This is a genomic window from Rhizorhabdus sp. P4_G6 (assembly GCF_056401045.1).
The window spans coordinates 107,559-131,652 of sequence record NZ_JBFUKC010000011.1; the positions used below are offsets into that span (position 1 = coordinate 107,559).

Genomic DNA, 24,094 nt, shown 5'->3' on the forward strand with positions numbered 1-24,094 from the left:
CGAGCGGAAAAGGGGATTCACCTCGCCTCGTCCATCAGCGCGCGCATGCGCTTCACGACCGGGCCCAGCCCTTCGAAGATCGCCTCGCCAATCAGGAAATGGCCGATGTTGAGCTCTGCAATCTGGGGGATGGCGGCCACCGGCACGACATTGTCGAAAGTCAGGCCGTGGCCCGCATGCGGTTCGATGCCGTTCTTGGCGGCTAGCGCAGCGGCGTCGGCGATACGGGCCAGCTGGGCGCTGCGCTCCTCGCCTTCGGCATGGGCGTAGCGGCCGGTGTGGAACTCGACGACCGGCGCCCCGAGCGACAGCGCCGCCTCGATCTGGCGGGGGTCGGGCTCGATGAACAGGCTGACGCGGATGCCGGCATCGCCGAGCCGCGCGATCAGCGGCTTCAGGTGATTATGCTGACCGGCTGCATTGAGCCCGCCCTCGGTCGTCAGTTCCTCGCGCCGCTCCGGCACGATGCACGCGGCATGGGGGCGATGCTTCAGCGCGAGCGCCACCATCTCCTCGGTCGCCGCCATCTCCATGTTGATCGGCAGCTGGATCGCGCCGATCAGCCGGCCGATATCCTCGTCGATGATATGGCGGCGATCCTCGCGAAGGTGCGCGGTTATGCCGTCGGCGCCGGCCTCGGTCGCAACCTGGGCGGCGCGAATGGGGTCGGGATAGAGCCCGCCGCGCGCGTTGCGGATCGTTGCGACATGGTCGATGTTGACCCCGAGGCGGAGCCGGTTCACGCCGCCACCGTGGCGCGGCTGCCCGGCTTCATCGCGGGGATCGCCGCCAGCTCGGGCGGCAGCGCATCGGCGGCATATGTCGGCACGTCCAGTCGGATCAGCGGATAGAAGGGCACGCCCAGGTCGGCGGTGCCGTTCGACCGGTCGACCAGCGACGCGGCTGCGATCACCTTGCCGCCAGCCTCCTCCACCGCCTTGATCGCTTCGCGGGACGACAGGCCGGTCGTGACCACATCCTCCATCAGCAGCACCTTCTGCCCGGGCTCGAGCCGGAAGCCACGGCGCAGGCCGAACACCCCTTCGGGCCGCTCGACGAACATCGCGTCGAGCCCAAGCGCGCGGCCCATCTCATGACCGGCGATGACGCCGCCCATCGCCGGGGAGACGACTGCGCCGAGCTGGATCTTGATCTTGTCGGGAATCCTGAAGGCCAGCGCCTCGGCGAGCCGCGCCGCCCGCGCAGGATTCATCAGCACCCGTGCGCACTGGAGATAGCGGGGGCTGCGCAGGCCCGAGGACAGGATGAAGTGTCCCTCCAGCAGCGCCTCGGCCGCCCGGAACTCCGCCAGCACATCGTCGTCCGTCATCATCTGAATCCCGCTTCCCGCTGCCGCTTTGCAGCATGAGGTCCAGATAGAGGTATGAGATAATCGCTTCAACCGCTTGCATTCGGCGCGAAGCGGTGCTTGAGGCACAGCGAAGCCGCGCCTATAAGGCGCTCGATTTCGTAGGGCCCGATAACAGGCAGGCGCGGATTCCAACGCGCTTCACGGGGGTAAGATGAAGACGTTCAAGACAATAATGATGGCGCTCTCGCTGGCTGCCGTACCATTGGCGGTCCAGGCTCAGGAAGCGGCACCGGCTCCGGCGCCCGCCGCAGCCGCTCCCGCTGCGGCGACGGCTCCCGCCGCGCCGGCCTTCGTGCACCGTGCGCCCGAAGCCGATATCGGACAGCCGATTCCCGGCGGCTACAAGATCCAGCCGCAGGTCACCGAGATCGGCGAGGACGCGCAGTGGTTCCATAATGTGCTGCTAGTGCCGCTGATCACCATCATTTCGATCTTCGTTCTGCTGCTGCTCGGCTGGGCTTCGTTCCGCTATCGCGCCAAGGCGCACCCGATCCCGTCGAAGACCTCGCACAACACGTTCATCGAGATCATCTGGACGCTTGTTCCAGTGCTGATCCTGCTGGTCATCGCGGTGCCTTCGATTCGGCTGCTCGCGCATCAATATTCACAGCCCAAGCCCGACCTGACGATCAAGGTGATCGGCAACCAGTGGTACTGGACCTATCAATATCCCGACAACGGCGATTTCGAGCTCGTCTCGAACATCCTGCCGGATGCGGAGGCCAAGAAGCGCGGCGAGCCCCGCCTGCTCGCGGTCGACGAGCGGGTCGTTGTGCCGGTGAATTCCGTCGTCAAAGTGATCGTCACCTCCAACGACGTGATCCACAGCTGGGCGGTCCCCGCTTTCTGGACGAAGATGGACGCGGTTCCCGGCCGCCTGAACGAAACCTGGTTCAAGGCTGATCGCGAAGGCCTCTATTATGGCCAGTGTTCGGAGCTGTGCGGCGCTCGCCACGGGTTCATGCCGATCGCAGTCGAGGTCGTCTCGAAGGACAAGTTCGCTGAATGGGTCCATTCGAAAGGCGGCAAGATGCCCGGCGAAGCGGCAGCCGCTCCGGCGCCCGCAGCCGCGGCACCTGCTGCCGCGCCGGCGTCGGATGCCGCAGCGCCGGGCGCCGCGCCCGCAACGCCAACCACGTCCCAGCCTGCGACCGCGCAGAAGTAAGGCAGACCGATGACAGATACCACCGCATCTCCGTCGCATTTCCAGGCGCATGAGGATCACGCCCATCATGACGCCGATCACAAGCCGGCATTCTTCCAGCGCTGGTTCATGTCGACGAACCACAAGGACATCGGCACGCTCTACCTGATCTTCGCGATCTTCGCGGGCATCGTCGGCGGCGGAATCTCGGGCCTGATGCGCGCAGAACTCGCGCATCCCGGCATCCAGTATCTGCAGACCTGGACCCATCTGATGGGCGGCGCTGCCGACATGGATACCGCGCTCCACATGTGGAACGTGCTGATCACCGCGCACGGCCTGATCATGGTGTTCTTCATGGTCATGCCGGCGATCATCGGCGGCTTCGGCAACTGGTTCGTGCCGATCATGATCGGCGCGCCCGACATGGCCTTCCCGCGGATGAACAATATCAGCTTCTGGCTGCTCGTTCCGGCGTTCACGCTGCTGCTGGGTTCGTCCTTCTTCTCGGGCGGCACCGGCCATGGCGCGGGCACCGGCTGGACGGTCTATGCGCCGCTGTCGACCAGCGGGTCGGCTGGTCCCTCGGTGGACATGGCGATCCTGTCGCTCCACCTCGCGGGCGCCTCGTCGATCCTCGGCGCGATCAACTTCATCACCACCATCTTCAACATGCGCGCACCGGGCATGACGCTCCACAAGATGCCGCTGTTCGTATGGTCGGTCCTCGTCACCGCCTTCCTGCTGCTGCTGGCGCTGCCGGTGCTGGCCGCGGCGATCACCATGCTGCTGACCGACCGCAACTTCGGCACGACCTTCTATGATGCGTCGGGCGGCGGCGATCCGGTGCTCTACCAGCACCTCTTCTGGTTCTTCGGCCACCCCGAAGTGTACATCATGATCCTGCCGGGCTTCGGCATCATCAGCCAGATCGTCTCGACCTTCTCGAAGAAGCCGGTGTTCGGCTATCTCGGCATGGCCTATGCGATGGTCGCGATCGGCGTGGTCGGCTTCGTCGTGTGGGCGCACCACATGTTCACGACTGGCCTCTCGGTCGACACCAAGATGTACTTCACCGCGGCGACGATGGTGATCGCGGTGCCGACCGGCATCAAGATCTTCTCGTGGATCGCGACGATGTGGGGCGGATCGATCAGCTTCAAGACCCCGATGCTGTGGGCGATCGGCTTCATCTTCATGTTCACGGTCGGCGGCGTCACCGGCGTCGTGCTCGCGAACGGCGGCGTCGATAACTATATGCACGACACCTATTATGTCGTCGCCCACTTCCACTATGTGCTGTCGCTCGGCGCGGTGTTCTCGCTGTTCGCGGCCTTCTACTACTGGTTCGGCAAGATGTCGGGCCGCATGTACAACGAGTTCCTGGGCCAGGTTCACTTCTGGCTGTTCTTCGTCGGCGTGAACGTCCTGTTCTTCCCGATGCACTTCCTGGGTCTCGACGGCATGCCGCGCCGCATCCCCGATTATCCGGATGCGTTCGCCAAGTGGAACGCGCTCGCCAGCCACGGCTACGAGATCATGGCCTTCAGCATGATCTTCTTCTTCATCAACGTGTTCTGGTCGATGTTCGCGGGCAAGAAGGCAGAAGGCAATTATTGGGGCGAAGGCGCCACCACGCTCGAATGGACGCTGTCGAGCCCGCCGCCCTACCACCAGTTCGAACAGCTGCCGCACATCGGCGACGACCATCGCCACTGATCGGCTGTTTGACTGAAAGATGGACCGCCGCTTCGACATGATCGTTCAAGCGGCGGTTTCATCGGGATCGAAAGACCATGGCGAGTAAAGCTTATCCTGTTGCAACGGCGGCCACCGCCGACTGGCGCGATTTCCTTGCGCTGACCAAGCCGCGCGTACTGTCGCTGGTGGTGTTCACCGGCTTGTGCGGGCTGCTGGCGGCGCCCGAGGCGATCAACCCCGTGCTCGGCTTCACCGCGATCCTGTGCATCGCATTGGGCGCAGGCGCGGCAGGGGCGCTCAACCAATGGTATGAAGCCGATCTCGACGCGATGATGAAGCGCACCGCGGATCGCCCGCTGCCCGCCGGCCGGATGGACCGGCAGACGGCGCTCCACTTCGGCGTCGGGCTGGGCGCTTTCTCGGTGATCCTGATGGGGCTGGCGGTGAACCTGCTGTCCGCCGCGATCCTGGCCGTCTCGATCCTGTTCTACGTGCTCGTCTATACGGTGTGGCTCAAGCGCCGAACACCGCAGAATATCGTCATTGGCGGCGCCGCCGGCGCCTTTCCTGCGCTGATCGGCTGGGCCGCTGCGACGGGGCGGGTCGAAATGCTGCCGGTGCTGCTGTTCGCGCTCGTCTTCCTCTGGACGCCGCCGCATTTCTGGGCGCTCGCCCTGTTCATCAACTCCGATTATGCGCGTGCCGGCGTGCCGATGCTGCCGGCCGTCGCCGGCCAGCGCGCCACCCGTATCCAGATCATGCTCTACACCGTGCCGATGGCGGTCGCGGCCGTCGCGCCCTGGGCGATGGGGCTGACCGGTGCGATCTACGGCATCGGCGCAAGCCTGTTGTCGGGCATGTTCCTGCTGCTGGCGCTGCGCGTCGGGTTCAGCCGCGAGACCGAGCAGGCGAAGATGAAGCCGGAGCGGCATCTGTTCGCCTTCTCGATTCTCTATCTGTTCATGACGTTCGGTTTGATCGTCGCCGACAAGGTGCTGGCATGACCCCCTATACCCCCGAGGAGCAGGCTGAGATCCGCCGCCGGCAGAAGTCGCGCGCCGTCGTCACCGCGCTGATCCTGGGCGCGCTGGTGATCCTCTTCTACGCGATCTCCGTCGCGAAAATGCTGTGAGCATCGCTGTCCTTCCACAGGACCGCAATGCACGGGTGGGAATCATCTCCCTGCTCATCGCGGTCGCGATGCTCGGGCTCGGCTATGCGGCGGTGCCGCTTTACCGCATGTTCTGCCAGGCGACCGGCTTCGGCGGCACGACCCAGCGCAGCGAAACCGGGATCGCGCCCGGCGCGGTGGTGGGCAAGATCATCAACGTCCGCTTCGATGCCAATGTCTCGCCGTCGCTGCCCTGGCGCTTCGCGCCGGAAAAAAATGTGGCGCGCGTGGCGATCGGTGCCCGGCAGATGGCCTTCTTCAACGCGACCAACCTTTCCGATCATGCGATCACCGGGACCGCGGCGTTCAACGTCACGCCCGAACTGGCTGGCGCCTATTTCACCAAGATCCAGTGCTTTTGCTTCACCAGCCAGACGCTGAAGCCCGGCGAGACGGTGCGCATGCCGGTGGTTTATTATGTCGACCCCGCGATCCTGAAGGATAAGGAAGCGGGCAAGTTCAACGAAATCACTCTGTCCTACACCTTCTTCCCCGACAAATCCGCTGTGGATTCCGAACGGGCAGGCGGTTAAGGGACGATCCATCAGACCATCAGGGGCACGGAAAATGGCCGGAGCGAAGAGCCACGATTATCACATCCTACCGCCGAGCATATGGCCGCTGATCGGTGCCTTCTCGGCACTGGCGATGGCCGCCGGCGGCGTCATGTGGATGCACAAGGCTGCCTTTGGCGGCTATGTTTTCTTCGCGGGCCTGCTCGGCGTGCTGTTCACCATGTTCAGCTGGTGGTCGGACGTCATCAAGGAGGCGCATGCCGGCGACCATACCCCGGTCGTCCAGCTTCACCTGCGCTACGGAATGATCCTGTTCATCGCTTCCGAAGTGATGTTCTTCGTGGGATGGTTCTGGGCGTGGTTCGATTTCTCGCTGTTCCCGCAGCCGCTGCAGGTGATCGACGGGGTCATATCGCTCATCGAGGGGCCCAACAGCGTCACCCATGCCGCGGGCGTCTGGCCGCCCAAGGGCATCGAGGTGATCGACGCCTTCCATTTCCCGCTGCTCAACACGCTGATCCTGCTGTGCTCCGGCACGACGGTGACCTGGGCTCACCACGCACTGATCCATGGCGATCGCGACGGCCTGAAGAAGGGCCTGTGGCTGACGATCATCCTCGGCATGCTGTTCACGTCGATCCAGGCCTATGAATATGCCCATGCGCCGTTCGGCTTCAAAGGGCTGAACTATTCCTCGGCTTTCTTCATGGCGACCGGCTTCCATGGCTTCCACGTGCTGATCGGCACGATCTTCCTGATCGTCTGCCAGATCCGCGCCTATAAGGGCGACTTCACGCCGAAGCAGCATTTCGGGTTCGAGGCGGCTGCCTGGTACTGGCACTTCGTCGACGTCGTGTGGCTATTCCTGTTCGTTGTCGTCTATGTATGGGGCGGCTGGGGCGCGCCGGTTCACGGCTAAGCGCAACGGTACGGAAAAACGGGGGCGCGGCGGCAGGACGGACCTGCCGCTGCGCCTTTTCTTTTGAGGATCAGGGAGCGCTCATGGCCGAAGATCCGATGCGGTCGCCTACGCTGCAGCCCAGCCCGCAGGCGGCGGCGCTTCGCGGCCTCTGCCCCCGCTGCGGCGCTTCGGGCCTGTTCGCCGGCTTCCTCCGCTTTGCCGATCGCTGCCGGGCGTGCGGGCTGGATTATGGCGCGTTCAACGTCGGCGATGGCGCCGCTGCCTTCCTGATCATGATCGTCGGCGGGCTGGTCAGCCTGCTGGCCATCCTCGTCGAACTCAGATGGTCGCCGCCCTTGTGGGTTCACCTGCTCCTGTGGCTGCCGCTGACGATAGCGCTGACCGTAGCGCTGCTGCGAATCGCCAAGGGCCTGCTGCTCGCGCTGGAATATAGGAATGCCGCCGCCGAAGGGCGGATACGGAAGACCGACTGATGCGCCGCCTGCCGATCTTGCCTACCCTCGTCGTCGCCGCCGCTATTGCCGCGATGATCGCGCTGGCCTTCTGGCAGATCCGCCGCGCCCACTGGAAGGACGCGCTGCTGGCGAGCTATGCGCAGGGGGCGAAGGCGGCCGAACTCTATGGGCTGCCGACGGACATGCCCGCCGAGCAGCTGGCGTTCCGCCGCGCGCACGTGCTTTGCCAGATAGCGACAGGGCCGACCGAGCTCGGCGGCGCTGACCGAAGCGGGCGTACCGGCTTCCGCAACATCGTGGGCTGCACGCTGATCGACGGTCGCACTATAATGGCGGACCTCGGTTGGAGCGCGATCGGCGCCAAGCCGGCGCTGCCGGCGATCGGCCAGCGTATCGAGGCGAGCGGGCAGCTCATTCCCGACGATGTGCTCGCGAACCGCGTCATCGGAAACCGGCCGCGCGCGATGCCCCTGCTGCTGGTGCTCGAGACCGGTGCGCCTGGCCTGTCGCCGAGCGTCCCGCCGTCGATCGACATGATCCCCAACAACCATCGCAGCTATGCCGTCCAATGGTTCCTGTTCGCAGCGGTGGCGCTGACGATCTACCTGCTCGCGCTGCGCAAGCGGAACCGGGCTTCGCGCGACGGACAGTGACGCTAGCCAGGGTGGGCCGGCTGCGGCTGCCCAACGCCCAATGACGCGATATAGGCGCGCCAGCCCCCAAAGCCGGTAATCTCTTTCGCCTCGCGGGTCGCCGCCTCGGCGCACAGGAAGCAGGAGACGATGCCGCCATCGGCGAGGCTTACCTTGCCGATGCCGAGCGGGGCCGGGATCTTCTCCACGAAGCGCCCAAAGGCCGCAGGGGCGAGCGACCAGATCTCGATGTCTATTCCGGGGCCCGCATAGCCCGGATCGCGCACCAGGCCCGGCTTGGGCGGCATCGTGTCGGGGAGCACATAGAGACGATAGTCGCCGGTCGTCCGCGTGCGCGCCGCCAGCGTGGCGTCGAGCGCTATCAGCTCGTGATGGAGCGCCATTCCCGACAGGTGCGCCCCGACCACCGCGAGATCGAGCCTGTCGTTGCCGTGCGCGGCACTCCGCCTCGGCGCGGCGGCGCAGCGCCTCCAGTGCATAAAGGCCGCGGAAGGCGTCGACCGCGGTCGCATCCTTGTCACCCATGGTGATCGCCGCGACGCTCCGGTCGACCGTCTCGATCGGTACGCCGAAATCCTCGAAGGCGGTCAGCCGTTCGGCGACCCAGGGACCTTGGTAGAGCAAGGCGGCAGTGTCGCGAAAGCATGCGAAGTCTATCTCGATCACGGCCTCACCGAGCCGGGTGATCGCTTCGGCGTAGAGACGCGCGGACTCGCTGTCGCCGAAGAATTCGCGATCTTCAGGCTTGAGCACGCCGATACGCAGGCCTCGATCGGGCAGGGTCCGGGGCGCGGCGCGGCGCGAATAGGGATCGCATGCGTCGAAGCCCTCTGCGATCCGCCGCACCTCGGCGCCGTCGCCCACCGTCAGCGCGAAAATGCTGATACAATCGAGGCTGCGGCAGGCGGGGACCAGGCCGGTGGTGCTGAGCAGACCCGGCGTCGGCTTGATCCCGACGATGTTGTTGAACGCCGCGGGGACCCTGCCCAAGCCGGCGGTGTCGGTGCCGAGCGAAAAGCTGGCGAGGCCGGCGGCCACCGTTACCGCTGATCCCGAGCTCGAGCCGCCGGAGATATAGGCCGCATCGAACACCGAGCGCGGCGCGCCGTGCGGTGAGCGGGTGCCGTTCAGGCCGGTGGCGAACTGGTCGAGATTCGTCTTGCCGATCATGATCGCGCCGGCCGCGCGCAGCCGCGCGACCACGGTGGCGTCGCGATCGACAGGATGCGCAAAGGCGGCGCAGGCAGCGCTGGTGGGGAAGCCCGCGACATCGATATTGTCCTTCACCGCGAACGGGACGCCCCACAGCGGCAGGCTGTTCGGAGTCGGCGCGCGCGCGACCAGCGCGTCGACCTGGCCCAGCAACTCCGCCAGCGAGGCGCGCACGATGAAGGCGGCGGGGTCGGCCTTACCCATCCGCATCGACAGGGCCGCGGCGAGGTCCCGCGGCGTCAGCCCCCGTTCGGCGTAGAGGCTGCGGATCGTGCCGAGATCGAGCATCGGAGGGAGGTTCATCTAATTCCCTTCGCCCAACAGCGAGATATGGGCGGAAACCACCCGCCAGCCTTCGGCGAAGCGCACCCAGGTCTGGCTCTGCCGCCCGGGTACGGGCACGCCCACCCTCTGGAATTCGGCGTTGGCGGTGGCAAAGTCGGTGCCGAAGCTCGTGATCACCGTCTTGAGAAGCGCGCGCTGCGGCGAACCGCCGACCCGTGCAAGGCGGAACGCCTTGATCGCGTCGATTCCGTAGAGATTCTGACCGGGCCCGATCCGCACGGTGAATTCCGAGGGCCAGAAGAAATCGTCTAGCGCTTCGATGTCGTTGGTCATCAACGCCTTCTCGTAACTCCAGAAAGCATCGGTGATCGCGGCAAGCGTCGCGGGATCGTTGATCAGCATAGGTTGGCCGATTGGGATCGAGCCGGCGGCGGTGACCCGCCCGGCAACGTCATAATTGTCCTTCACGCCGAAGGGCACGCCGGCCAGCGGCCCCGGATCGCGCCCTGCCGCCACCATCGCGTCGACGGCGTCGGCCTGGCGTCGCGCCCGCTCGCTGAGGATCTCGGTGAAGCAGTTGAGCTGTGGATTGAGCCGCTCGATCCGTGCGAGCCGGCTTTCGATCAGCGCCACCGCCGAGAGGCGGCCTTCGCGCACGCCCCGTGCGATGGTGGCGATGCCGATCATGTCGAGCGGATGATCGAGCAGCCTCATGGGTGGAATACCGACGCGGGCTCTACCATCGGATCGATCGGCTGATCGACGAACAGTGCAGCCTGATCGAGCAGGATGCCAAAGTTGTGCGCGGCCGCAGGAAGATAGGCGGGGTCTATCGTCAACCCCGCCATCCTCGCCAACCGCTCGACATCCTCCAACGTCGTGCGGTCGCCGCTCATGCCGCCGCGTGCGCCGGCTCGAGGGCCGGAGCCACGGCATGCGACTTCTTCAACGAGCAGGCATAGAGGAAGACCGCGACCACCATATAGGCAGCGGCGACCGCCGGCGTCTTGCCGACCCCCGATCGCTTCGGAGTGGATCAGCCCCGAAGAAGGTCAGCACGCCGCCGGCGGCGGCGAAGGCCGATGCCTTGGCGAGCTTGCCGTCGATGATGAACACCGCGATCTATCTGTTTGACGTTGAGCTTCACGCAGGGCAGCTTCGTGCAATCCTGCATGTCGATGCCGGGTGAAGTGAGGGGCTTATCGAGGGCGCTGACCGGCTGCTGACCCGCCGGGGTCGGCCCTAGCTGGAGCGCGGCGCGTCGGATCCATCACTATCAACTTTGTCCAACGATATAGGGGGCTGCCGCTTCGTGTGGCCCGACTGCTTGCATTTCCTGGGTCATGCGTCGGTTCCGCGCCTCGCGCATCAGGCAGCCGGATGTAGGCTCGGGAAGCGCCAGCGGCAGGACCGGCATCGGCTGATTACGGCGCGCAAGCTCCTGCTCGAGCCGGGCTGTGAGCTTGCCGCGAGTCTCTTCCGATGGCGCCCACAGCTGTGAGAGGTCGCGCGTAAAAGGCAGCGCCGGCAACGCCCGCTCGACACGGAAAAGCGTAGCTCCATCGGTCGATAGGACATCACCGACGAAAGTCGAACGCCCAGCGAAGCAGAGCGTGGCTGCACCACTCAGCGGACCGGGAAAGCCGCGCGGAACATCCAGGAGGAAACCGCGATCGTCCAAAGAGCATGACCACACACGGATCGAAAGAGGAAATCCGGCCTCGCCCATTGTGGTCAGATGCGCTGGAAGCGCCTGCGCGACAACTTCCTCTGCCTGGATCTGCCATGGTTCGCCCGGCCACCGAGGGGCCGAAGACGGTTCGCCTTGCGGAGCAGGATCGGATTTCGGAAGGGTGATGTCCGGTGGCGCGTCCCAGCGTTCCGGCGTCCGGTCCAGCATATCCGCGGACCGCCACCACCAGACCGTCAGTGGCGTCACCTCGATGATGATGCGCGCCCAGTAATGAACGGCCTGCCTGGCCGAATCCCAAGAGTATCCCGCCGCAAAGGTGTCAAAATAGGATGATATTTCAGGAAGGTAGCGCATGATATTGGCATTGATGTCGGCATCACGCACCGCCGCATGCCCAGCGACCAGAGCGACGGGTTCGTCACGAAAACCTTCCAGCAGGATACCGACCTTGGGATTGTTGCGCGCGCGCTCGGCCTTGGTGGGATAGGCGAGCCCCGTCGTGACGTTGATTGTCCCGGTCGGCCCCCAGAAACAGCCAACGGGCGTATCGATGGGGACATCTCCCTTTGAAACCGTGGCAAATTCGCAAAGGCCAGCAGATCGGATCAGCCCGGCAACTTCGTCAGGCATTCCCGACAAAAAATCGCCCGGTGCGGAGCGTGTAATCTGCTCGGTCGAAGACTTGCCTGAATCCTTCACGCTGCGCTCTCCTACCTCCGCATCAGGCCATTCGCCGTCCGAGCAGAGCCTATGCACGATCACCGTCAAAGCATCGTCCTCTTGGAAGAGGCTCATGCAATAGGCCAACCGGTGGCATAAACAAAAAGTCCCGCCCGAATTGCCGGGCGGGACGATCTGGGCATCGATTTAACAGCGCATTACCATTTGAACGAAATGGCTGCGCCGTAGGTTTGCGGCTCTCCGAAGCGGCATGCCGAATAGCCGATGCTGTAGAGGTTGTCCGCGCAGTAGATCTTGTAGGTCTTGTCCGCGATGTTCTGCATCCAGAAAGCGAGCGAAACTGGCGTGCCGCCGATTTCGTTCAGCGCCACGCGCGCTCCCCATAGTCCATAGCTCGACCACGGGTAAATACCCTGCGTCGCGCTGCCCGGCGTATTGGAGCGCCAGGAATAGTTGACGCTGATCACCGGCTTGGCAACGCTCTCCGGAACCCAGCTCGGCGCATAGACCACCGACGCGTTCAAGGTGGTCTTCGGTACGCCCGCGAAATGCGCGCCCGCCAAGCTTACACCCGAGGATGTCGCGATTGGATTGCCGGCCCACACGAAGTCGGTGGGGTTCTGTGGCTGTGGCTGCACCGACCCCTTGCCGTATTTGCCGACTTGGTGGCTGAAGCCGAGGTCCAGTGTAAGATCGGGGACAGGCTTGACCGACGCCTCTAGCTCAACACCCTTGATGGTCGCGCTGCTGGTGTTGAAGATGATCAGGTCAGTGTAAGTGCCCTGCGCACCAGTCGGCCCCTTCACGGAATCGACGTAGAACGTAATGATGTTCTGCGTCTGGATGTCCTGGTATTTGCCGATGAAGCCCGCGACGTTCAGCCGGAACGGGACCGAGCCGAGATAGCCCTGATGCTTGATACCGAGCTCATAGTCGGTGATCTTCTCGGGTCCGAAGAACGCAAAGTCCTGGGAACGGGTGGTCGGGTTCGCGCCACCCGCTTTCCAGCCGCGCCGTGTGGTGAGATACGCCAGCGAATTACGCCCGAACTTATATTCGAGCGAAGCTGTCCATGTCGGCGCATCGTCGGTCTTCTTGCCAGATATGGAGCAATTGGTTCCGTCGTTTGTGCTGGTAAGCGGACCAGAGGTCCCGGTAAGCTCGTTGCAATTTGCCTGAACCCCGTTTGCACCGGCGAAAGTCATGAGCTGGGCGTTGCTGGTGCTATAGAAGTTTTCGCTGAAATAGTCAGTCTTGACCCAGTTATAACGGGCACCAAGGGTCAGCCGCAGACCTTCTGCTCCCATCGCGCTGAAGTCGTATGTGCCCTGCGCGAAAACCGCGTAGCTGTCCGTGCCGATCTTCGCCTGCGCATGTCGGGCGCTTTCTGTCCGGGTCAACGTGGCGGGGTTGTCATAAAGTGACAGCCCACCGATCGTGAAGAAGGAATTTACCGAATAAAGCAGATCACTATTGCTGTAGAACAAACCACCGATAAAATTCAGGTTGTCGAACTTGCCGATGAACTGGACCTCGTTGGAAAATATTTCCTTACCGTTGTAATAATTCACATTGTTATTCGTCAGAAGTGCCGGGATGGGGCCCGGAATGCCCGCGTTGCATCTGCCCGTCGGATCGAACAGGCAGTTATAGAACAGCGAGGCATCGGGCGTGAAGGCCGACTCGCCCGACGGATCCGAATGGTCGAACGCCTTGACATTGCTGTAGCCGAAGATGTTCTTGATCGAGATATTGTCGTTCAGTTCAAATGTCGTGTTGTTTGCGACCGACCATGTGCGGACATCCGAACCATAGGAGTTGATCGGAGCGATCGTATCCAGGCCGCCCGTCGTCAACGATGGCATCGGAGGATAGGCATTGCCCACTCCGGTGAAAGCGCGGGTGATGAACGGGTTCCCCTGTCGCACCAGAAGATTGCCATTGACGGCGGCGTTACCCCCGCCAAGAGCGCTCTGCTGCTGAACAACCTGAGTCGTCAGGAGCGAGACGAGGCCGGCGAAACCGGTTGCATTGAGAGGTGCGGCCTCAATGATAGTGGGGAAGGGAATTTCTTTCCGTTGCTTGAAATCCACCGTCAGCAGGTTCTCAAAACGCGAGGAAGGCTCGATGAGCAGGCTCGCGCGGAAGCTTTCATTGTCGCGGTCGCCAAGGTCCTTCATGCCCGGATAGGTATTCTTGAAGATGCCGTCGCGCCGCTCGACTTCTCCAGCCAGGCGGAATGAAACCGCATCTGAAATCGGAGTATTTATGACGGCGTTGACCTTCATCAGGTTATAGTTGCCATACTCCATTTCCAACGAGCCGCCAAAATCATGCTTCGGCCGTGCCGTAGTGAAGACCATCGCGCCACCAATGGAATTCTTGCCGAACAATGTGCCCTGCGGGCCTTTCAGCGCCTGCACGCTATCCATGTCATAGAGGCTGAGACCGCGAGTGTCCTGCGGAACGCCATTGACATAAGTGACGACGTTTTCGTCGGTGAACAGGTTCTGGCGCTGCCCACGGATGATGAACTCGACCTGCGAGGGATAGATGGTGCTGGGCTTGATCTGCAGGTTGGGAACAGAAAACTGCAGGTCTGAGATCTGGCTCACATTCTTCTGCTTGAGAGCGTCGGCCGAAAGCRCAGTCACCGCGACCGGTACGTTCTGCAGGTTTTCGGACACGCGCCGGGCCGTGACGATGATATCGTTAAGACCGTCGGATTGCGTCTCTGCGGCATCAGCGCCTGCGGCATCAGCGCCTGTGGCCGGAGCGACAGCGGCTTCCTGCGCAAACGCTGGCGCTCCTGCAAGGGCCACAAGTGCTACGGCAGAAGCCGACAATCGCAGCGCAAACTTCTTCATTCTTTCCTCCGAGGTTGAATCAGGTGCCCAATTTGAGGGTCGCGAGCAGCGACCTCGATTCTCGGGGCCCCATCGACATCGCTCAAACGGACTAGAATCAGCGCGCTATGTCGCAGAAAAGCCCGTCCGAAGCGACTTGGACGCAGAAGGAACACGTGTCTCCGATACAGCTTCGAAATTCGAAACCATGCGTCGTGGCATTCCTGGACCAGGTCGTCGTGTTTAGTCCGATCGGGTGATGCTTGGTTTGGCTTCCAGTGCCTACCCGTGTTCTAAAAAGGGAGACCATCAGTGGATACCAAGATGCAAGAAAAGCTGCAGATGCTGATCGACCATTTCGACATCCGCGAGGTGATCGAAGTTTATGTCGATGGAAGCGACCGGTGTGACAAGGACGCCGTAAGGGACGTGTATCACCCCGACAGCTGGGACAATCATGGCCCATTCAACATGTCCGGGCCAGATTTTGCCGACGCATGCGTCCAGAGCCTGATCGATAACTGGACCACCTGCAATCACCTGCTCGGCCAGTCTCGCATCCGTGTCTCGGGCGATGAGGCAGGCGTGCAGACCTATTTCTACGCTTCGCTGACGCGCGAGGCCGATGGTGTCACGATGCTCGACCAGATGGTGGGCCGCTACATCGACAAGTTCGAACGCCGTGACGGACAATGGCGCATCAAGGACCGGCGCTGCATCTCGGAATGGTCTTCCTCCGCTCCCATCGGCGAGGACTTCATGCGCGGCGACCTCTTTCTCCACGGCGCGCGCGATCCATCCGACATCGCAAACGAGGTTCTCGGGTTGAAAGCCGGCAATCTGCGCATCCAGCGTTAATTGCCCGGAAAGTCCGACCGGACCAGACCGGGAAATCGCGTTGGCTGCATTTTTGAAGCGATGCCAGGTGGCGGAAAGCTGAGGGCGAACCGCCGACCAGGCGAAAGTGCTTCATGCTCTCGGCCAGCCGGCTTCAGTTTACAGAGAGTGGTCAATCCTGCCAGCGGGGCTTGCGCTTCTCGGTGAAGGCCCTCGGTCCCTCGGACCAGTCGCCGGAACGCATGGCGGTCCGGACCGTGGGGAGATCCCACTGATCCCGATTTGCCTGCCGCATCGTCCCTTCTGCGCAATCGAGCGCGATCCGCTTGGAGGCGCGCACGGCCATCGGGCTCGCCCTGACAATGGAATCGGCCCATTCCATCGCTGTGGCCTGCAGCCTGTCGTAACAAACGACTTCGTTGACAAAGCCCATTGCCAAGGCCTGGTCGGCGGATACCGGCCGACCCGTAAGGATAATTCCCATCGCCTGCTGGTGCGACAGGTGGCGGGCCAAGCGCAATATGCCGCCGCCCATCGCGGCAACGCCAACAACCACTTCCGGTAAGGCAAAGCTGGCCGTCTGCGCCGCAATCACGATGTCACAAGCCAGCACCATTTCGAAGCCTCCGCCAAAGGCGGCGCCATTAACTGCCGCGATCAAGGGCTTGTCGAGGTCGAACCGGGCGGTGACTCCGCCAAATCCGTTCGGCAGCAGTCCATCCACGCCGCTTGGCGTCGGGGTCGTCAGGTCGTGTCCAGCGCAGAAAGCCTTGGTGCCAGCGCCCGTCAGGATGGCAACCCTCTGGTGCCGGTCGGCGGAAAACTCGTCAAGGGCGTCGCTCAGTTGCTCCTGCGCGCACCGGTCCAGCGCGTTACGCCGCGCCTCACGCTGTATCGTGATGCGGGTGATGTGGCCGATCCGCTCGACGGTGATGGCCGATGGCTGGGGCATCATACGAGGATATCGTCCGAACTGCCGGTCAGCAGCAGGTCGCCATATATGCGGGCGTATCCTCGCAGGCTCGCAGCCTGATGCTGGCGACCGGTCAGCATGTTGCGAAAGACCCTGCCCATCAAGCACCGGTCATACACGCCGCCGCCGCCAGCTAGGGTAAGCAGAGGCTCGGCCAGCCGGACGCAGCGGTCGGCGACGGCGGCGGCTTGCATCCGCATCAGGTGGCGCATCTCATAAGGCGGCTGCCTGTCATTAGCGGCACAGTCTTCCTGTATCGTGAAATTAACGTGCATCACCTTCTTCATTTCATCAATTCCCATCACAGCCATCGCCAGTGCGAGAGGCGCGTCGGGATCTGCGGCGAGCGCGGGCCTTTGCTTCGTATAGGCTTCGAACAGGTCGACCATATACTGCAGTGCGCCGATCTGACCGTTGGTAATCGCGCGGAAGAAGACGAGTTGCTGGGGAATTCGGTATAGGGGGCCATCATTGACCGCGCGTCCCGGATTCTCTCCGGTGAAGCCATCGATGAAGCGGTGGGTACGATAGTCAGGAACGAAGGCGTTCTCGACGACAATGTCTTGGCTCCCCGTCGCGCRCAGCCCGGTGGTGTGCCAGCTATCCACGATGATCGCGTCCTCGCGCGGGACGAGGAAGGCTCGGAACTGCTTCGGATCGTCATCGACGAAACCACCGAGGAAATTCCAATCGCAGTGATCGCATCCGGTAGAGTAGGACCAGCGGCCAGAAAATCGAAAGCCTCCTTCGACCGTTTCGACCTTGCCCGTGGGCATGTAGGGCGAGGCGATGATGCTGCTGCTGTCCTTTCCCCAGACATCCCGCGCCGCACGATCGTCCAGCAACGCCAGATGAAAGGAGTGGACCTCCACGATCCCGTAGACCCACCCTACCGACATATCGCCTTCCGAAAGGGCGATCTGCACTTCGGCGAAGGTCTTCTGATCCATTTCGAAGCCGCCCCAGCGGCGCGGCTGGAGTATGCGGAACAGTCCGGCGTCCTTCATTCGGGCGATCGTATCCGGATCAATCGAGCGGCGCTCTTCGTCGGCATCCGCCCGCTCGCGCAGCAGCGGTATGAGATCCCGAGCCCGGGCGATGATGTCTTCGCAGGTGGGTTCAGCGGTTCCGCGCTGTTCGTCGGCAAGCGCTGTTTTTGACATGTCTCGGGCTCTCCAGTTTGTCTTTTCGCGACTCTGATCCGGCTCGGGCACGGCTGCATCGTCAAATTGGATTAAGCGGGCAACTCCGGCTAGGAATGTCCACTGCGAAGTCCGGAAGGGTCCGCGAGAATGGAGGCACCGCGATATTCGGCGGATACGGTGGAGCGCATCTACCGTTGCGCATCGCCCGACACAGCATGGGAGGTGGCGCTCGAGGCAGTCAGGGAAGCGACCCAGTCGCGTGATGCGATCCTGCGCGTTGCCCGAGGTGGTGGGCGTGCGCGCCATGCCATGTTCGCCGCCGGCGCGACCAGCTCACCCGAGACAATCGCGATGTGGGAACGAGCCAGTCCGCACGACCTGCCCTTTACGGGCGGGCTCAAGGCCGGAGAGGGGCGCATCGTTACCTGGCGCGACCATGCGGTTCCACTTGCCGCGCTGTTCGAAAGGATCGACATCGGTCACACGATGATGGCCTGCGTTGACCTCACCAACGGGTTGGAGTGCGTGCTCCATTGCAATCGGGCTTCCCATGCTCCTGCATTCGGCGCCGGAGATCTTGGGACATTGCAGCGGCTGGCCCGGCTGGTCGGCGACGTGCTTCGCATCCGGCGCGAAATCGCAAGCGGCGAACTGGTTCAGCGGGCACATGTCGATGCGCTGAACCGGATCGGCATCGCAATCATCCTCGTCAACAKCGCACGCGAGGCAAGGGCGATCAATGCTACGGCCGAACGAGTCTTGACGACAGGGTCGCTGAGGATCGGACCCGACAAGCGTTTGCATGCGGCGGATGCGGCATCGGACCGCCGGTTGCAGAAGTCGATAGAAGGCGCGATCGCGTCTGACGGTCTTTATGGCCGTTCTTTGTTGCTACGCGGTGGTGATCGGGAAATCATTGACGGGACTGAGCATCGGGCCATGGACAAGGACTGGTTACTCCATGTCGCGGTATCCTCCTGGTCGATTATCGCGGATGGCTTCGAACGGCCGGAACGCTGCGCACTCGTCCATGTCCGCGCCGCCGCTACTGTTTCGCCCCTCGACGTGGCATCGCTGCGTGACATGTTCGGTTTTACTCAGGCCGAGGCCCGGGTGGCGATTGGGCTGATGCGTGTGTCCGGTGTGCGCCAACTTGCCAGCGAATTATCGGTGGCGGATGCAACCGTCAGGGCGCACCTGCGGGCGATCTATGCCAAGGCCGGCGTCAACAGCCGGTTTGAACTGGCGAGTCTGATCCAGAACGGTCTGGCTCCGCTCGCGTCCTTCGAGTTGGAGCACGGATAGCGGAAATCAGTCCCCAAACCAGCGGTGATCGTCGCTTCGCGCCTGGTACTGCGGGGCACGCCTTTCACGAAAGGCGCTGAGCGCTTCCTTCGCGTCGGGATGCCCGCTCATTCGTTCGGTCGCGGCCTGTTCGAAGCGGTAGCCCTCTCGAACGTCCATCCATTCGATCCGGTCCAGCACCCGCTTGCTGACCCGAACAGCGGTTGGGCTGTGCGCCGCGATGCGGGCGGCAAGCGAATGCGCGGTAGCCATCAGATCGTCATCATCGCAGACCATGACCGCGCCGCCAGCAGCCTGGAAAGCCGCCGCCGACAGGGGCTGTCCGGTGAAATACATGCGCCGCACCAAAGGTTGCGGCGCGAGGCGCGTCAAGTGTCGAGCGCCGCCCATGACGCCGACAGTCAGTTCGGGCAGGCCGAACGACGCGCCTGCCCCGGCAACCACGAAATCACAGGAGGCGGCAAGGGCGAGGCCTGTTCCGAGCGCCGATCCGTGCACCGCGCCGATCACCGGCACCGCACACCCCATGATCGCGAAGAAAGCTTCGCGCACGTGCCACATCCGTTTCGTCGCATTCTCGGGATTCATCGTGGCGAATTCGTCAAGGTCGTTGCCGGCGCAAAAATGCCGTCCCCTGCCGCTCAAGATTACTACGCGGATGTCATCCTGCGAGCGGGCAATTCCCGCAAATACTTCCGCTATGCGGATATACATCGGCACGTCGACGGCGTTTGCCGGCGGCCTGTCCATAATGATGGCCAGAATGCCGGTATCATCGAGGTGAACGTCGAGCGTGTCTATCGGCATCTCTCTCTCTCTCTCTCGATCGAAATCATGGGTCAGGCTGAATCCATAAATCAGGCCGATCTCTGCGCCATCCTCCAGTGCGACTAGACTATGACGAGCTTGGCGGGGTGCCCCTATCGTTTGTGCCGTGGATACAGAACATCCGCACAAGATCGGCGTTCACCTCTTCGTCGTACCGTCCGATTGGACGTAGCAGGTGGTTCTGCCGGGCCGATAGCCTTTCGCAAGGTCTGCCAGTGGCGATATGCCTCACGGGCGGACAGGGCGATGGCCTGAGGGGAGATGTATGTCTGTCAAGCTTGTGGCCCTGATGCGCAAGGCGCCCGGCCTGACGCGTGCGCAGTTTCGCGATCACTACGAGAACAAGCACGCGCCGCTCATTCGCGAGCTGATGCCGGCGGTCGTCGAATATCGCCGCAACTACTTCCCCGAGACGGTCGCCGGGTTCGACGTGCTTACGGAGATCACGTTCGAGACCCGGGAATCGTTCGAAACTGCGATGGCAGGCGCCATGCAAGGCCGGGCGAAGGAGATGCGCGAAGCTGACGAGGCATTGCTTTTCGAGGTGGCGGCCCACGCGATTTCAACCGTCGAGGTCTGCGAATAGCTTAAGCCGGTCGCGTTGCAGGCGACATGATCGGGAAGGAGTGGAGTTTGCCTGATAATAGACCGGATTGGCAGCGATGGTCCGATGCAGTCGAGCCGCCGCTGATCATCGACGATCCTGAAGACCACGCATGGGATGACAGCGCCGACCTGGTTGTGGTGGGGCTGGGTGGCGCCGGCATCGCCGCTGCGCTCGAGGGTCTGGAACAGGGGATCGAGGTCATCGGCGTCGATCGCTACGCGGCGGGCGGCTCCACGGCTGCAAATGGCGGCATCTATTACGCGGGCGGAGGCACCTCGATCCAGCATGAGGCTGGCGAGACGGACTCGGTCGACGACATGTTCGACTATCTCAGGCTGGAGGTCGACGGCGTGGTGTCGGACGAGACCCTGAGACGCTTTTGCGAGGACAGCGCACCGACGTTTGAATGGCTTGTCGGTCATGGAGCACGGTTCAACAGCAAGGTCTGGAAGGAGAAATGCTCCTATCCACCGCTCGAATATTTCCTCTATCACCCCGACAGCTCGCTGGCAGCGCCATATGCGCGCAGAGCCAAGCCCGCTGCGCGGGGGCACCGCGCCTTCGTGACCAACGGCAAGAAGGCCTGGGGGCTGGGCTTCGGCATTTATCGGCCCCTGCTCGACGCGGCGCTGCGGCTGGGCCTCAATTATTACCGCTATGGCGAGGCGCGCCAGATCGTCATGGATCGCAACGGCCGCGTCGTCGGCGTGAAAGTGATGCATTTCCCAGACGCCAGCGAGGCGGCGGGACGCTTCGCGCGCTATTTCGGGGCCGCGGCGAAATGGATCGCGGCCTTGCCGTCCAGTTTTCCGATGGCCGGCGCTGCGTATGCCGTCGGCCGCTGGTATCTGAAACGGGCCCATGCGCTGGAGGCAAGATATCGCCGGCCGCGCTTCCTTCGGGCACGTCGGGGGGTTTTATTGTCAGCGGGTGGTTTTTGCATGAACCAGCCGATGGTCGATCACTATGCGCCCCGGTTTTCGGCGGGCTTGCCGATGGGCACGCTCGGCGACAACGGCAGCGGTATCATGCTGGGCGCATCGGTCCAGGGGGCCTTGCAGCTGATGGAGCATTGCAGCGCCTGGCGTTTCATAAATCCGCCAGAGGCCTGGGCAAGGGGCGCGATGGTCAATGCCCGTGGCGAGCGGTTCGTCAATGAAACGCTGTACGGGGCATCGCTTGGCGATGCCATCGTCAAGCAGGCCGATGGCAAGGCCTGGGTCATCCTTGACGCGCGGTTGCGCAATCTCGCCGCCGAGCAGGCTGGCGATCCCCGGATCGTGCCTTTCCAACGTGGCATTGCGCGGCTCAACCACATGTTCAACTGCGTCAAGGCCGCGAATGTCGAAGCATTGGCGGCCAAAATCGGTTGTGATCCAGTCGTGCTGCGCCAGACTCTCGAAATCTACAATATCGCGGCGCGGGGCGAGCGTCCTGATCCATTCGAAAAGCGAGTCGGCGAGATGGCGGAAATCGACGCGGCGCCATTCTACGCACTCGATGCGTCGGTCGACAGCCGGTTCCTGCCGATGTCGGTGATGTCGGTCGGGGGTCTCAAGGTTGACGAGGCAAACGGCCAAGTCCTGTCCGTCGCAGGCGAACCCATAGCCGGCCTCTATGCGGCCGGGCGCAATGCCGTGGGGGTCTGTTCGAACATCTATGTCAGCGGCCTGTCTTTCGCCGACTGCATTTTCTCCGGGCGGCGCGTCGCCAAGCATCTCGCGGGCTGATGCTGGAGCAGAATGAMGGGTAAAGATGCGGTCTGACGAATCCGGACAGCGCGTCAATCTTACTGCGTCATAAATGGAGCGAATCCAGAGTTTGTTCTGGTGCAGCATGGATATCGCTGAAGGCTGGAACTGAGCGCACGGTTACCGTGTGAAACTTTCAGCTTTTGCGAAGGTGTCGGCCGCACTGATAAATATGGCCAACTTCGCAATATGGTTCCGATGGTCAATACCAAGTGGCGGTGATCATGAGTCCCCCTTCCCTGAAGGCGAGGGGCTTGATAGGCTCCCCTCAGCGCAGGGCGATATAAATCGTCATCAGTATGTACGCTCGCCGGCAAAAGCGAGCATATCGCGATTTACCTGTGACAGCGACGTGCAAGCGAGCATAGCGAGAGCACGGCTCGTTTCTTGCTGCAGCAATTCGAGGGCGCGCGCAACGCCCGCTTGCCCCCCCGCGGCAAGGCCAAAAACCGTCGCACGACCTACCATCACGCTGGATGCGCCAACGGCGATCGCCTTTAAGATATCTGAGCCACGCTTGAATCCGCCGTCAACCATTACGGTCATCTTCGGCGCTACCGCATCAACGATTGATGGCAGCGCGCCGAAGGAAGGAACGCAGCCGTCGAGGCTACGTCCGCCATGATTGGATACAATGATGCCATCGGCGCCAAGGTTCATCGCGATTCGCGCATCTTCCGCCGTTGACAGACCCTTTAGAACCAGGACGTCCTGCCACTTCCGGCGCAAATTGCGAACGTCATCCCAAGTGAAATCGTCGGCCGGAAAAGCCGCGCCGGTATTGCGTCTGCCGAAAAATACTCGATGCCCTGCCGGCAAATCGGCGATCTGCGGCAAGCCACCTTTCATCATATAGCGGAGTACTGTCCCGAACAGCCAATGGGGTGCCATCAGCATATCGCGATAGGTGCGCGCATTGGTCATCCCGGGCTGAAAGCCGTTGCGATACATATATTCACGATTGCCGGCGATCGGCGAGTCCATCGTCAGCACCAGCACGCGGACACCGGCATCGCGAGTAGTCTGCAGCACATGGTCCATCGCTGCTCGGCTTTTCAGCGGATAGGTTTGCCGCCAGAGCAAATCGCCGCAAATTTTTCTGATCTCACTGATCGGAGCGAAATTTGTGTTACCTAGAGTATATGGCACGCCTGCCGCCGCCGCGGCGCGAGCGAGCTTGTATTCGCCCTCATAAGCCAACATGCCCGAGAGGCCGGTTACGCCGATACCGAGCGGCATAGACTGTCTTACCCCGAAAACGGTTGCGGAGATGTCCCGAACGGAGACATCGGCGCCGACCCGCTGCCGAAAAAAGACGCGCTTGATGCTTTCGACGTTGGCACGCATCGTAACCTCATCTTCCGCGCCGCGGTCGATGAACTCGTAAAGACCACGGGGCAGGCGCCGCTTGGCTAACCGTGCGAGGTCGTCGATGTTATAGGCATTATCTATCGCGGCCATTGGTCGCCCGACATGTTGAGGAAGCCGTGCATGCCGTATCGACTTGCAAAATGAAGCCGCGAATGAGTCGCTTTTTCCGCGTAACTTTCATGCGGGAGGACGCCCGCGGTGGTCATGACCATTCCCCCGAATGAAATCGGGGACTCCCTTGAGGCTGATGCGGTAATTGAGCCGGCGTTCACCCGGGGCGTCGCTATAGGCGATCGGAGTGGCGCGGTGCATTGTGCTGAAATTATCCCAGATAAGGATGTCGCCGGGCATGAGCTTGCAGGCGGACCTGAACCTATCCTGCGTCGCGTACTGGCGCAGCTCCATTACGAGCCGGTTCCCCTCCTCGTCGGGCCATCCTTCGATGCCATATGCGGAGCCACCGAGACCATATAGAGCCTTGCGGCCATTGATCGGGTGCGTGCGTACCAATGGATGAGTCACAGGATCCGGAAAGTTGACCGCCTTTCTGAAGTCATCCGGCAGAGTAGATGAGTCAGAGATAAACTCATCAGGCAGAGGTGTTGCCGCGCTTGTCGCATGCTTGAG

General features: G+C 62.6%; 25 protein-coding genes and 1 pseudogene. 13 read left to right on the plus strand and 13 right to left on the minus strand.

Annotated elements, in window-relative coordinates:
- Positions 1-17 precede the first annotated feature (17 nt).
- Together AC1DPF_RS12900 and pyrE are read right to left on the minus strand one after the other, a co-directional pair.
- Complete coding sequence (locus AC1DPF_RS12900; RefSeq protein ID WP_477961733.1) at positions 18-743, minus strand: pyridoxine 5'-phosphate synthase; 726 nt, start codon at positions 741-743, stop codon at positions 18-20.
- A complete protein-coding gene (pyrE, locus tag AC1DPF_RS12905; RefSeq protein WP_477873184.1) occupies positions 740-1,330 on the minus strand; it encodes an orotate phosphoribosyltransferase in 591 nt (196 codons plus the stop codon). Before pyrE ends, AC1DPF_RS12900 begins: the two co-directional genes overlap by 4 nt.
- Positions 1,331-1,523: 193 nt before the next feature.
- On the opposite strand from pyrE, the gene coxB reads away from it, so the two are divergent.
- The 8 genes from coxB to AC1DPF_RS12945 all read left to right on the plus strand — a co-directional run bounded on the left by coxB (position 1,524) and on the right by AC1DPF_RS12945 (position 7,933).
- On the plus strand, positions 1,524-2,537 hold the full coding sequence (coxB, locus tag AC1DPF_RS12910) for a cytochrome c oxidase subunit II (protein WP_477873182.1): 1,014 nt from the start codon (positions 1,524-1,526) through the stop codon (positions 2,535-2,537).
- 9 nt (positions 2,538-2,546) lie between these two features.
- Positions 2,547-4,235, plus strand: coding sequence for a cytochrome c oxidase subunit I (ctaD, locus tag AC1DPF_RS12915; RefSeq protein ID WP_477873180.1), 1,689 nt, complete (start codon positions 2,547-2,549; stop codon positions 4,233-4,235).
- Positions 4,236-4,312: 77 nt separating this feature from the next.
- Positions 4,313-5,221, plus strand: coding sequence for a heme o synthase (locus tag AC1DPF_RS12920; protein ID WP_477873178.1), 909 nt, complete (start codon positions 4,313-4,315; stop codon positions 5,219-5,221).
- A complete protein-coding gene (locus AC1DPF_RS12925) occupies positions 5,218-5,349 on the plus strand; it encodes a hypothetical protein (RefSeq protein ID WP_477873176.1) in 132 nt (43 codons plus the stop codon). The genes AC1DPF_RS12920 and AC1DPF_RS12925 overlap by 4 nt, the downstream gene beginning before the upstream one ends.
- The gene (locus AC1DPF_RS12930; RefSeq protein WP_477873174.1) at positions 5,346-5,921 is read left to right on the plus strand and encodes a cytochrome c oxidase assembly protein; all 576 of its coding nucleotides are present in this window, start codon (positions 5,346-5,348) and stop codon (positions 5,919-5,921) included. Before AC1DPF_RS12925 ends, AC1DPF_RS12930 begins: the two co-directional genes overlap by 4 nt.
- Before the next feature lie 34 nt (positions 5,922-5,955).
- Positions 5,956-6,822 carry a cytochrome c oxidase subunit 3 gene (locus AC1DPF_RS12935; protein WP_477873172.1) on the plus strand — a complete coding sequence of 289 codons (867 nt, stop codon included), beginning with the start codon at positions 5,956-5,958 and terminating at the stop codon, positions 6,820-6,822.
- A gap of 83 nt (positions 6,823-6,905) precedes the next feature.
- Positions 6,906-7,298: a DUF983 domain-containing protein gene (locus AC1DPF_RS12940; RefSeq protein ID WP_477873171.1), complete on the plus strand. Its 393-nt coding sequence runs from the start codon at positions 6,906-6,908 to the stop codon at positions 7,296-7,298.
- Entirely contained in the window at positions 7,298-7,933 is a 636-nt protein-coding gene (locus AC1DPF_RS12945; RefSeq protein WP_477961735.1) for an SURF1 family protein, read from the plus strand. The genes AC1DPF_RS12940 and AC1DPF_RS12945 overlap by 1 nt, the downstream gene beginning before the upstream one ends.
- A 2-nt stretch (positions 7,934-7,935) precedes the next feature.
- Here the strand turns inward: AC1DPF_RS12945 and AC1DPF_RS12950 are convergent, their stop codons facing one another.
- From AC1DPF_RS12950 to AC1DPF_RS12965, 4 genes and pseudogenes are all read right to left on the minus strand, one after another.
- Entirely contained in the window at positions 7,936-8,316 is a 381-nt protein-coding gene (locus AC1DPF_RS12950; RefSeq protein ID WP_477961738.1) for an allophanate hydrolase-related protein, read from the minus strand.
- A gap of 301 nt (positions 8,317-8,617) precedes the next feature.
- Positions 8,618-9,448 (minus strand): annotated as a pseudogene (locus AC1DPF_RS12955) (amidase family protein); the annotation flags it as partial.
- Complete coding sequence (hpxZ, locus tag AC1DPF_RS12960) at positions 9,449-10,144, minus strand: oxalurate catabolism protein HpxZ (protein WP_477961740.1); 696 nt, start codon at positions 10,142-10,144, stop codon at positions 9,449-9,451.
- Positions 10,141-10,326, minus strand: coding sequence for a DUF4089 domain-containing protein (locus tag AC1DPF_RS12965; RefSeq protein ID WP_477961743.1), 186 nt, complete (start codon positions 10,324-10,326; stop codon positions 10,141-10,143). The genes hpxZ and AC1DPF_RS12965 overlap by 4 nt, the downstream gene beginning before the upstream one ends.
- 38 nt (positions 10,327-10,364) lie before the next feature.
- Between AC1DPF_RS12965 and AC1DPF_RS12970 the strand changes: the two genes are divergently transcribed.
- Entirely contained in the window at positions 10,365-10,619 is a 255-nt protein-coding gene (locus AC1DPF_RS12970; protein WP_477961745.1) for a hypothetical protein, read from the plus strand.
- An 87-nt stretch (positions 10,620-10,706) separates the two neighbouring features.
- On the opposite strand, the gene AC1DPF_RS12975 is transcribed toward AC1DPF_RS12970, so the two are convergent.
- Complete coding sequence (locus AC1DPF_RS12975) at positions 10,707-11,891, minus strand: pyridoxamine 5'-phosphate oxidase family protein (RefSeq protein ID WP_477961747.1); 1,185 nt, start codon at positions 11,889-11,891, stop codon at positions 10,707-10,709.
- A 110-nt stretch (positions 11,892-12,001) separates the two neighbouring features.
- A complete protein-coding gene (locus tag AC1DPF_RS12980; RefSeq protein WP_477961749.1) occupies positions 12,002-14,671 on the minus strand; it encodes a TonB-dependent receptor in 2,670 nt (889 codons plus the stop codon).
- A gap of 291 nt (positions 14,672-14,962) precedes the next feature.
- Between AC1DPF_RS12980 and AC1DPF_RS12985 the strand changes: the two genes are divergently transcribed.
- Positions 14,963-15,508: a nuclear transport factor 2 family protein gene (locus AC1DPF_RS12985; protein ID WP_477961752.1), complete on the plus strand. Its 546-nt coding sequence runs from the start codon at positions 14,963-14,965 to the stop codon at positions 15,506-15,508.
- Between the two features lie 151 nt (positions 15,509-15,659).
- On the opposite strand, the gene AC1DPF_RS12990 is transcribed toward AC1DPF_RS12985, so the two are convergent.
- Together AC1DPF_RS12990 and AC1DPF_RS12995 are read right to left on the minus strand one after the other, a co-directional pair.
- Positions 15,660-16,442: an enoyl-CoA hydratase-related protein gene (locus tag AC1DPF_RS12990; RefSeq protein WP_477873161.1), complete on the minus strand. Its 783-nt coding sequence runs from the start codon at positions 16,440-16,442 to the stop codon at positions 15,660-15,662.
- On the minus strand, positions 16,439-17,623 hold the full coding sequence (locus tag AC1DPF_RS12995) for an acyl-CoA dehydrogenase family protein (RefSeq protein ID WP_477961754.1): 1,185 nt from the start codon (positions 17,621-17,623) through the stop codon (positions 16,439-16,441). Before AC1DPF_RS12995 ends, AC1DPF_RS12990 begins: the two co-directional genes overlap by 4 nt.
- A gap of 204 nt (positions 17,624-17,827) precedes the next feature.
- Here AC1DPF_RS12995 and AC1DPF_RS13000 point away from each other — a divergent pair, with 204 nt between their 5' ends.
- Positions 17,828-18,910, plus strand: coding sequence for a helix-turn-helix transcriptional regulator (locus AC1DPF_RS13000; RefSeq protein ID WP_477961756.1), 1,083 nt, complete (start codon positions 17,828-17,830; stop codon positions 18,908-18,910).
- Between the two features lie 6 nt (positions 18,911-18,916).
- On the opposite strand, the gene AC1DPF_RS13005 is transcribed toward AC1DPF_RS13000, so the two are convergent.
- Positions 18,917-19,717: an enoyl-CoA hydratase-related protein gene (locus tag AC1DPF_RS13005; RefSeq protein ID WP_477961758.1), complete on the minus strand. Its 801-nt coding sequence runs from the start codon at positions 19,715-19,717 to the stop codon at positions 18,917-18,919.
- Between the two features lie 310 nt (positions 19,718-20,027).
- Between AC1DPF_RS13005 and AC1DPF_RS13010 the strand changes: the two genes are divergently transcribed.
- Positions 20,028-20,324 carry an EthD domain-containing protein gene (locus AC1DPF_RS13010; protein ID WP_477961760.1) on the plus strand — a complete coding sequence of 99 codons (297 nt, stop codon included), beginning with the start codon at positions 20,028-20,030 and terminating at the stop codon, positions 20,322-20,324.
- 47 nt (positions 20,325-20,371) lie between these two features.
- Positions 20,372-22,075, plus strand: coding sequence for an FAD-binding protein (locus tag AC1DPF_RS13015; RefSeq protein WP_477961762.1), 1,704 nt, complete (start codon positions 20,372-20,374; stop codon positions 22,073-22,075).
- Between the two features lie 315 nt (positions 22,076-22,390).
- Here the strand turns inward: AC1DPF_RS13015 and AC1DPF_RS13020 are convergent, their stop codons facing one another.
- Positions 22,391-23,557, minus strand: coding sequence for an alpha-hydroxy acid oxidase (locus AC1DPF_RS13020; RefSeq protein WP_477873149.1), 1,167 nt, complete (start codon positions 23,555-23,557; stop codon positions 22,391-22,393).
- An 87-nt stretch (positions 23,558-23,644) separates the two neighbouring features.
- On the minus strand, positions 23,645-24,094 hold a 450-nt coding region (locus AC1DPF_RS13025; RefSeq protein WP_477961764.1), incomplete at its 5' end, for a TauD/TfdA dioxygenase family protein.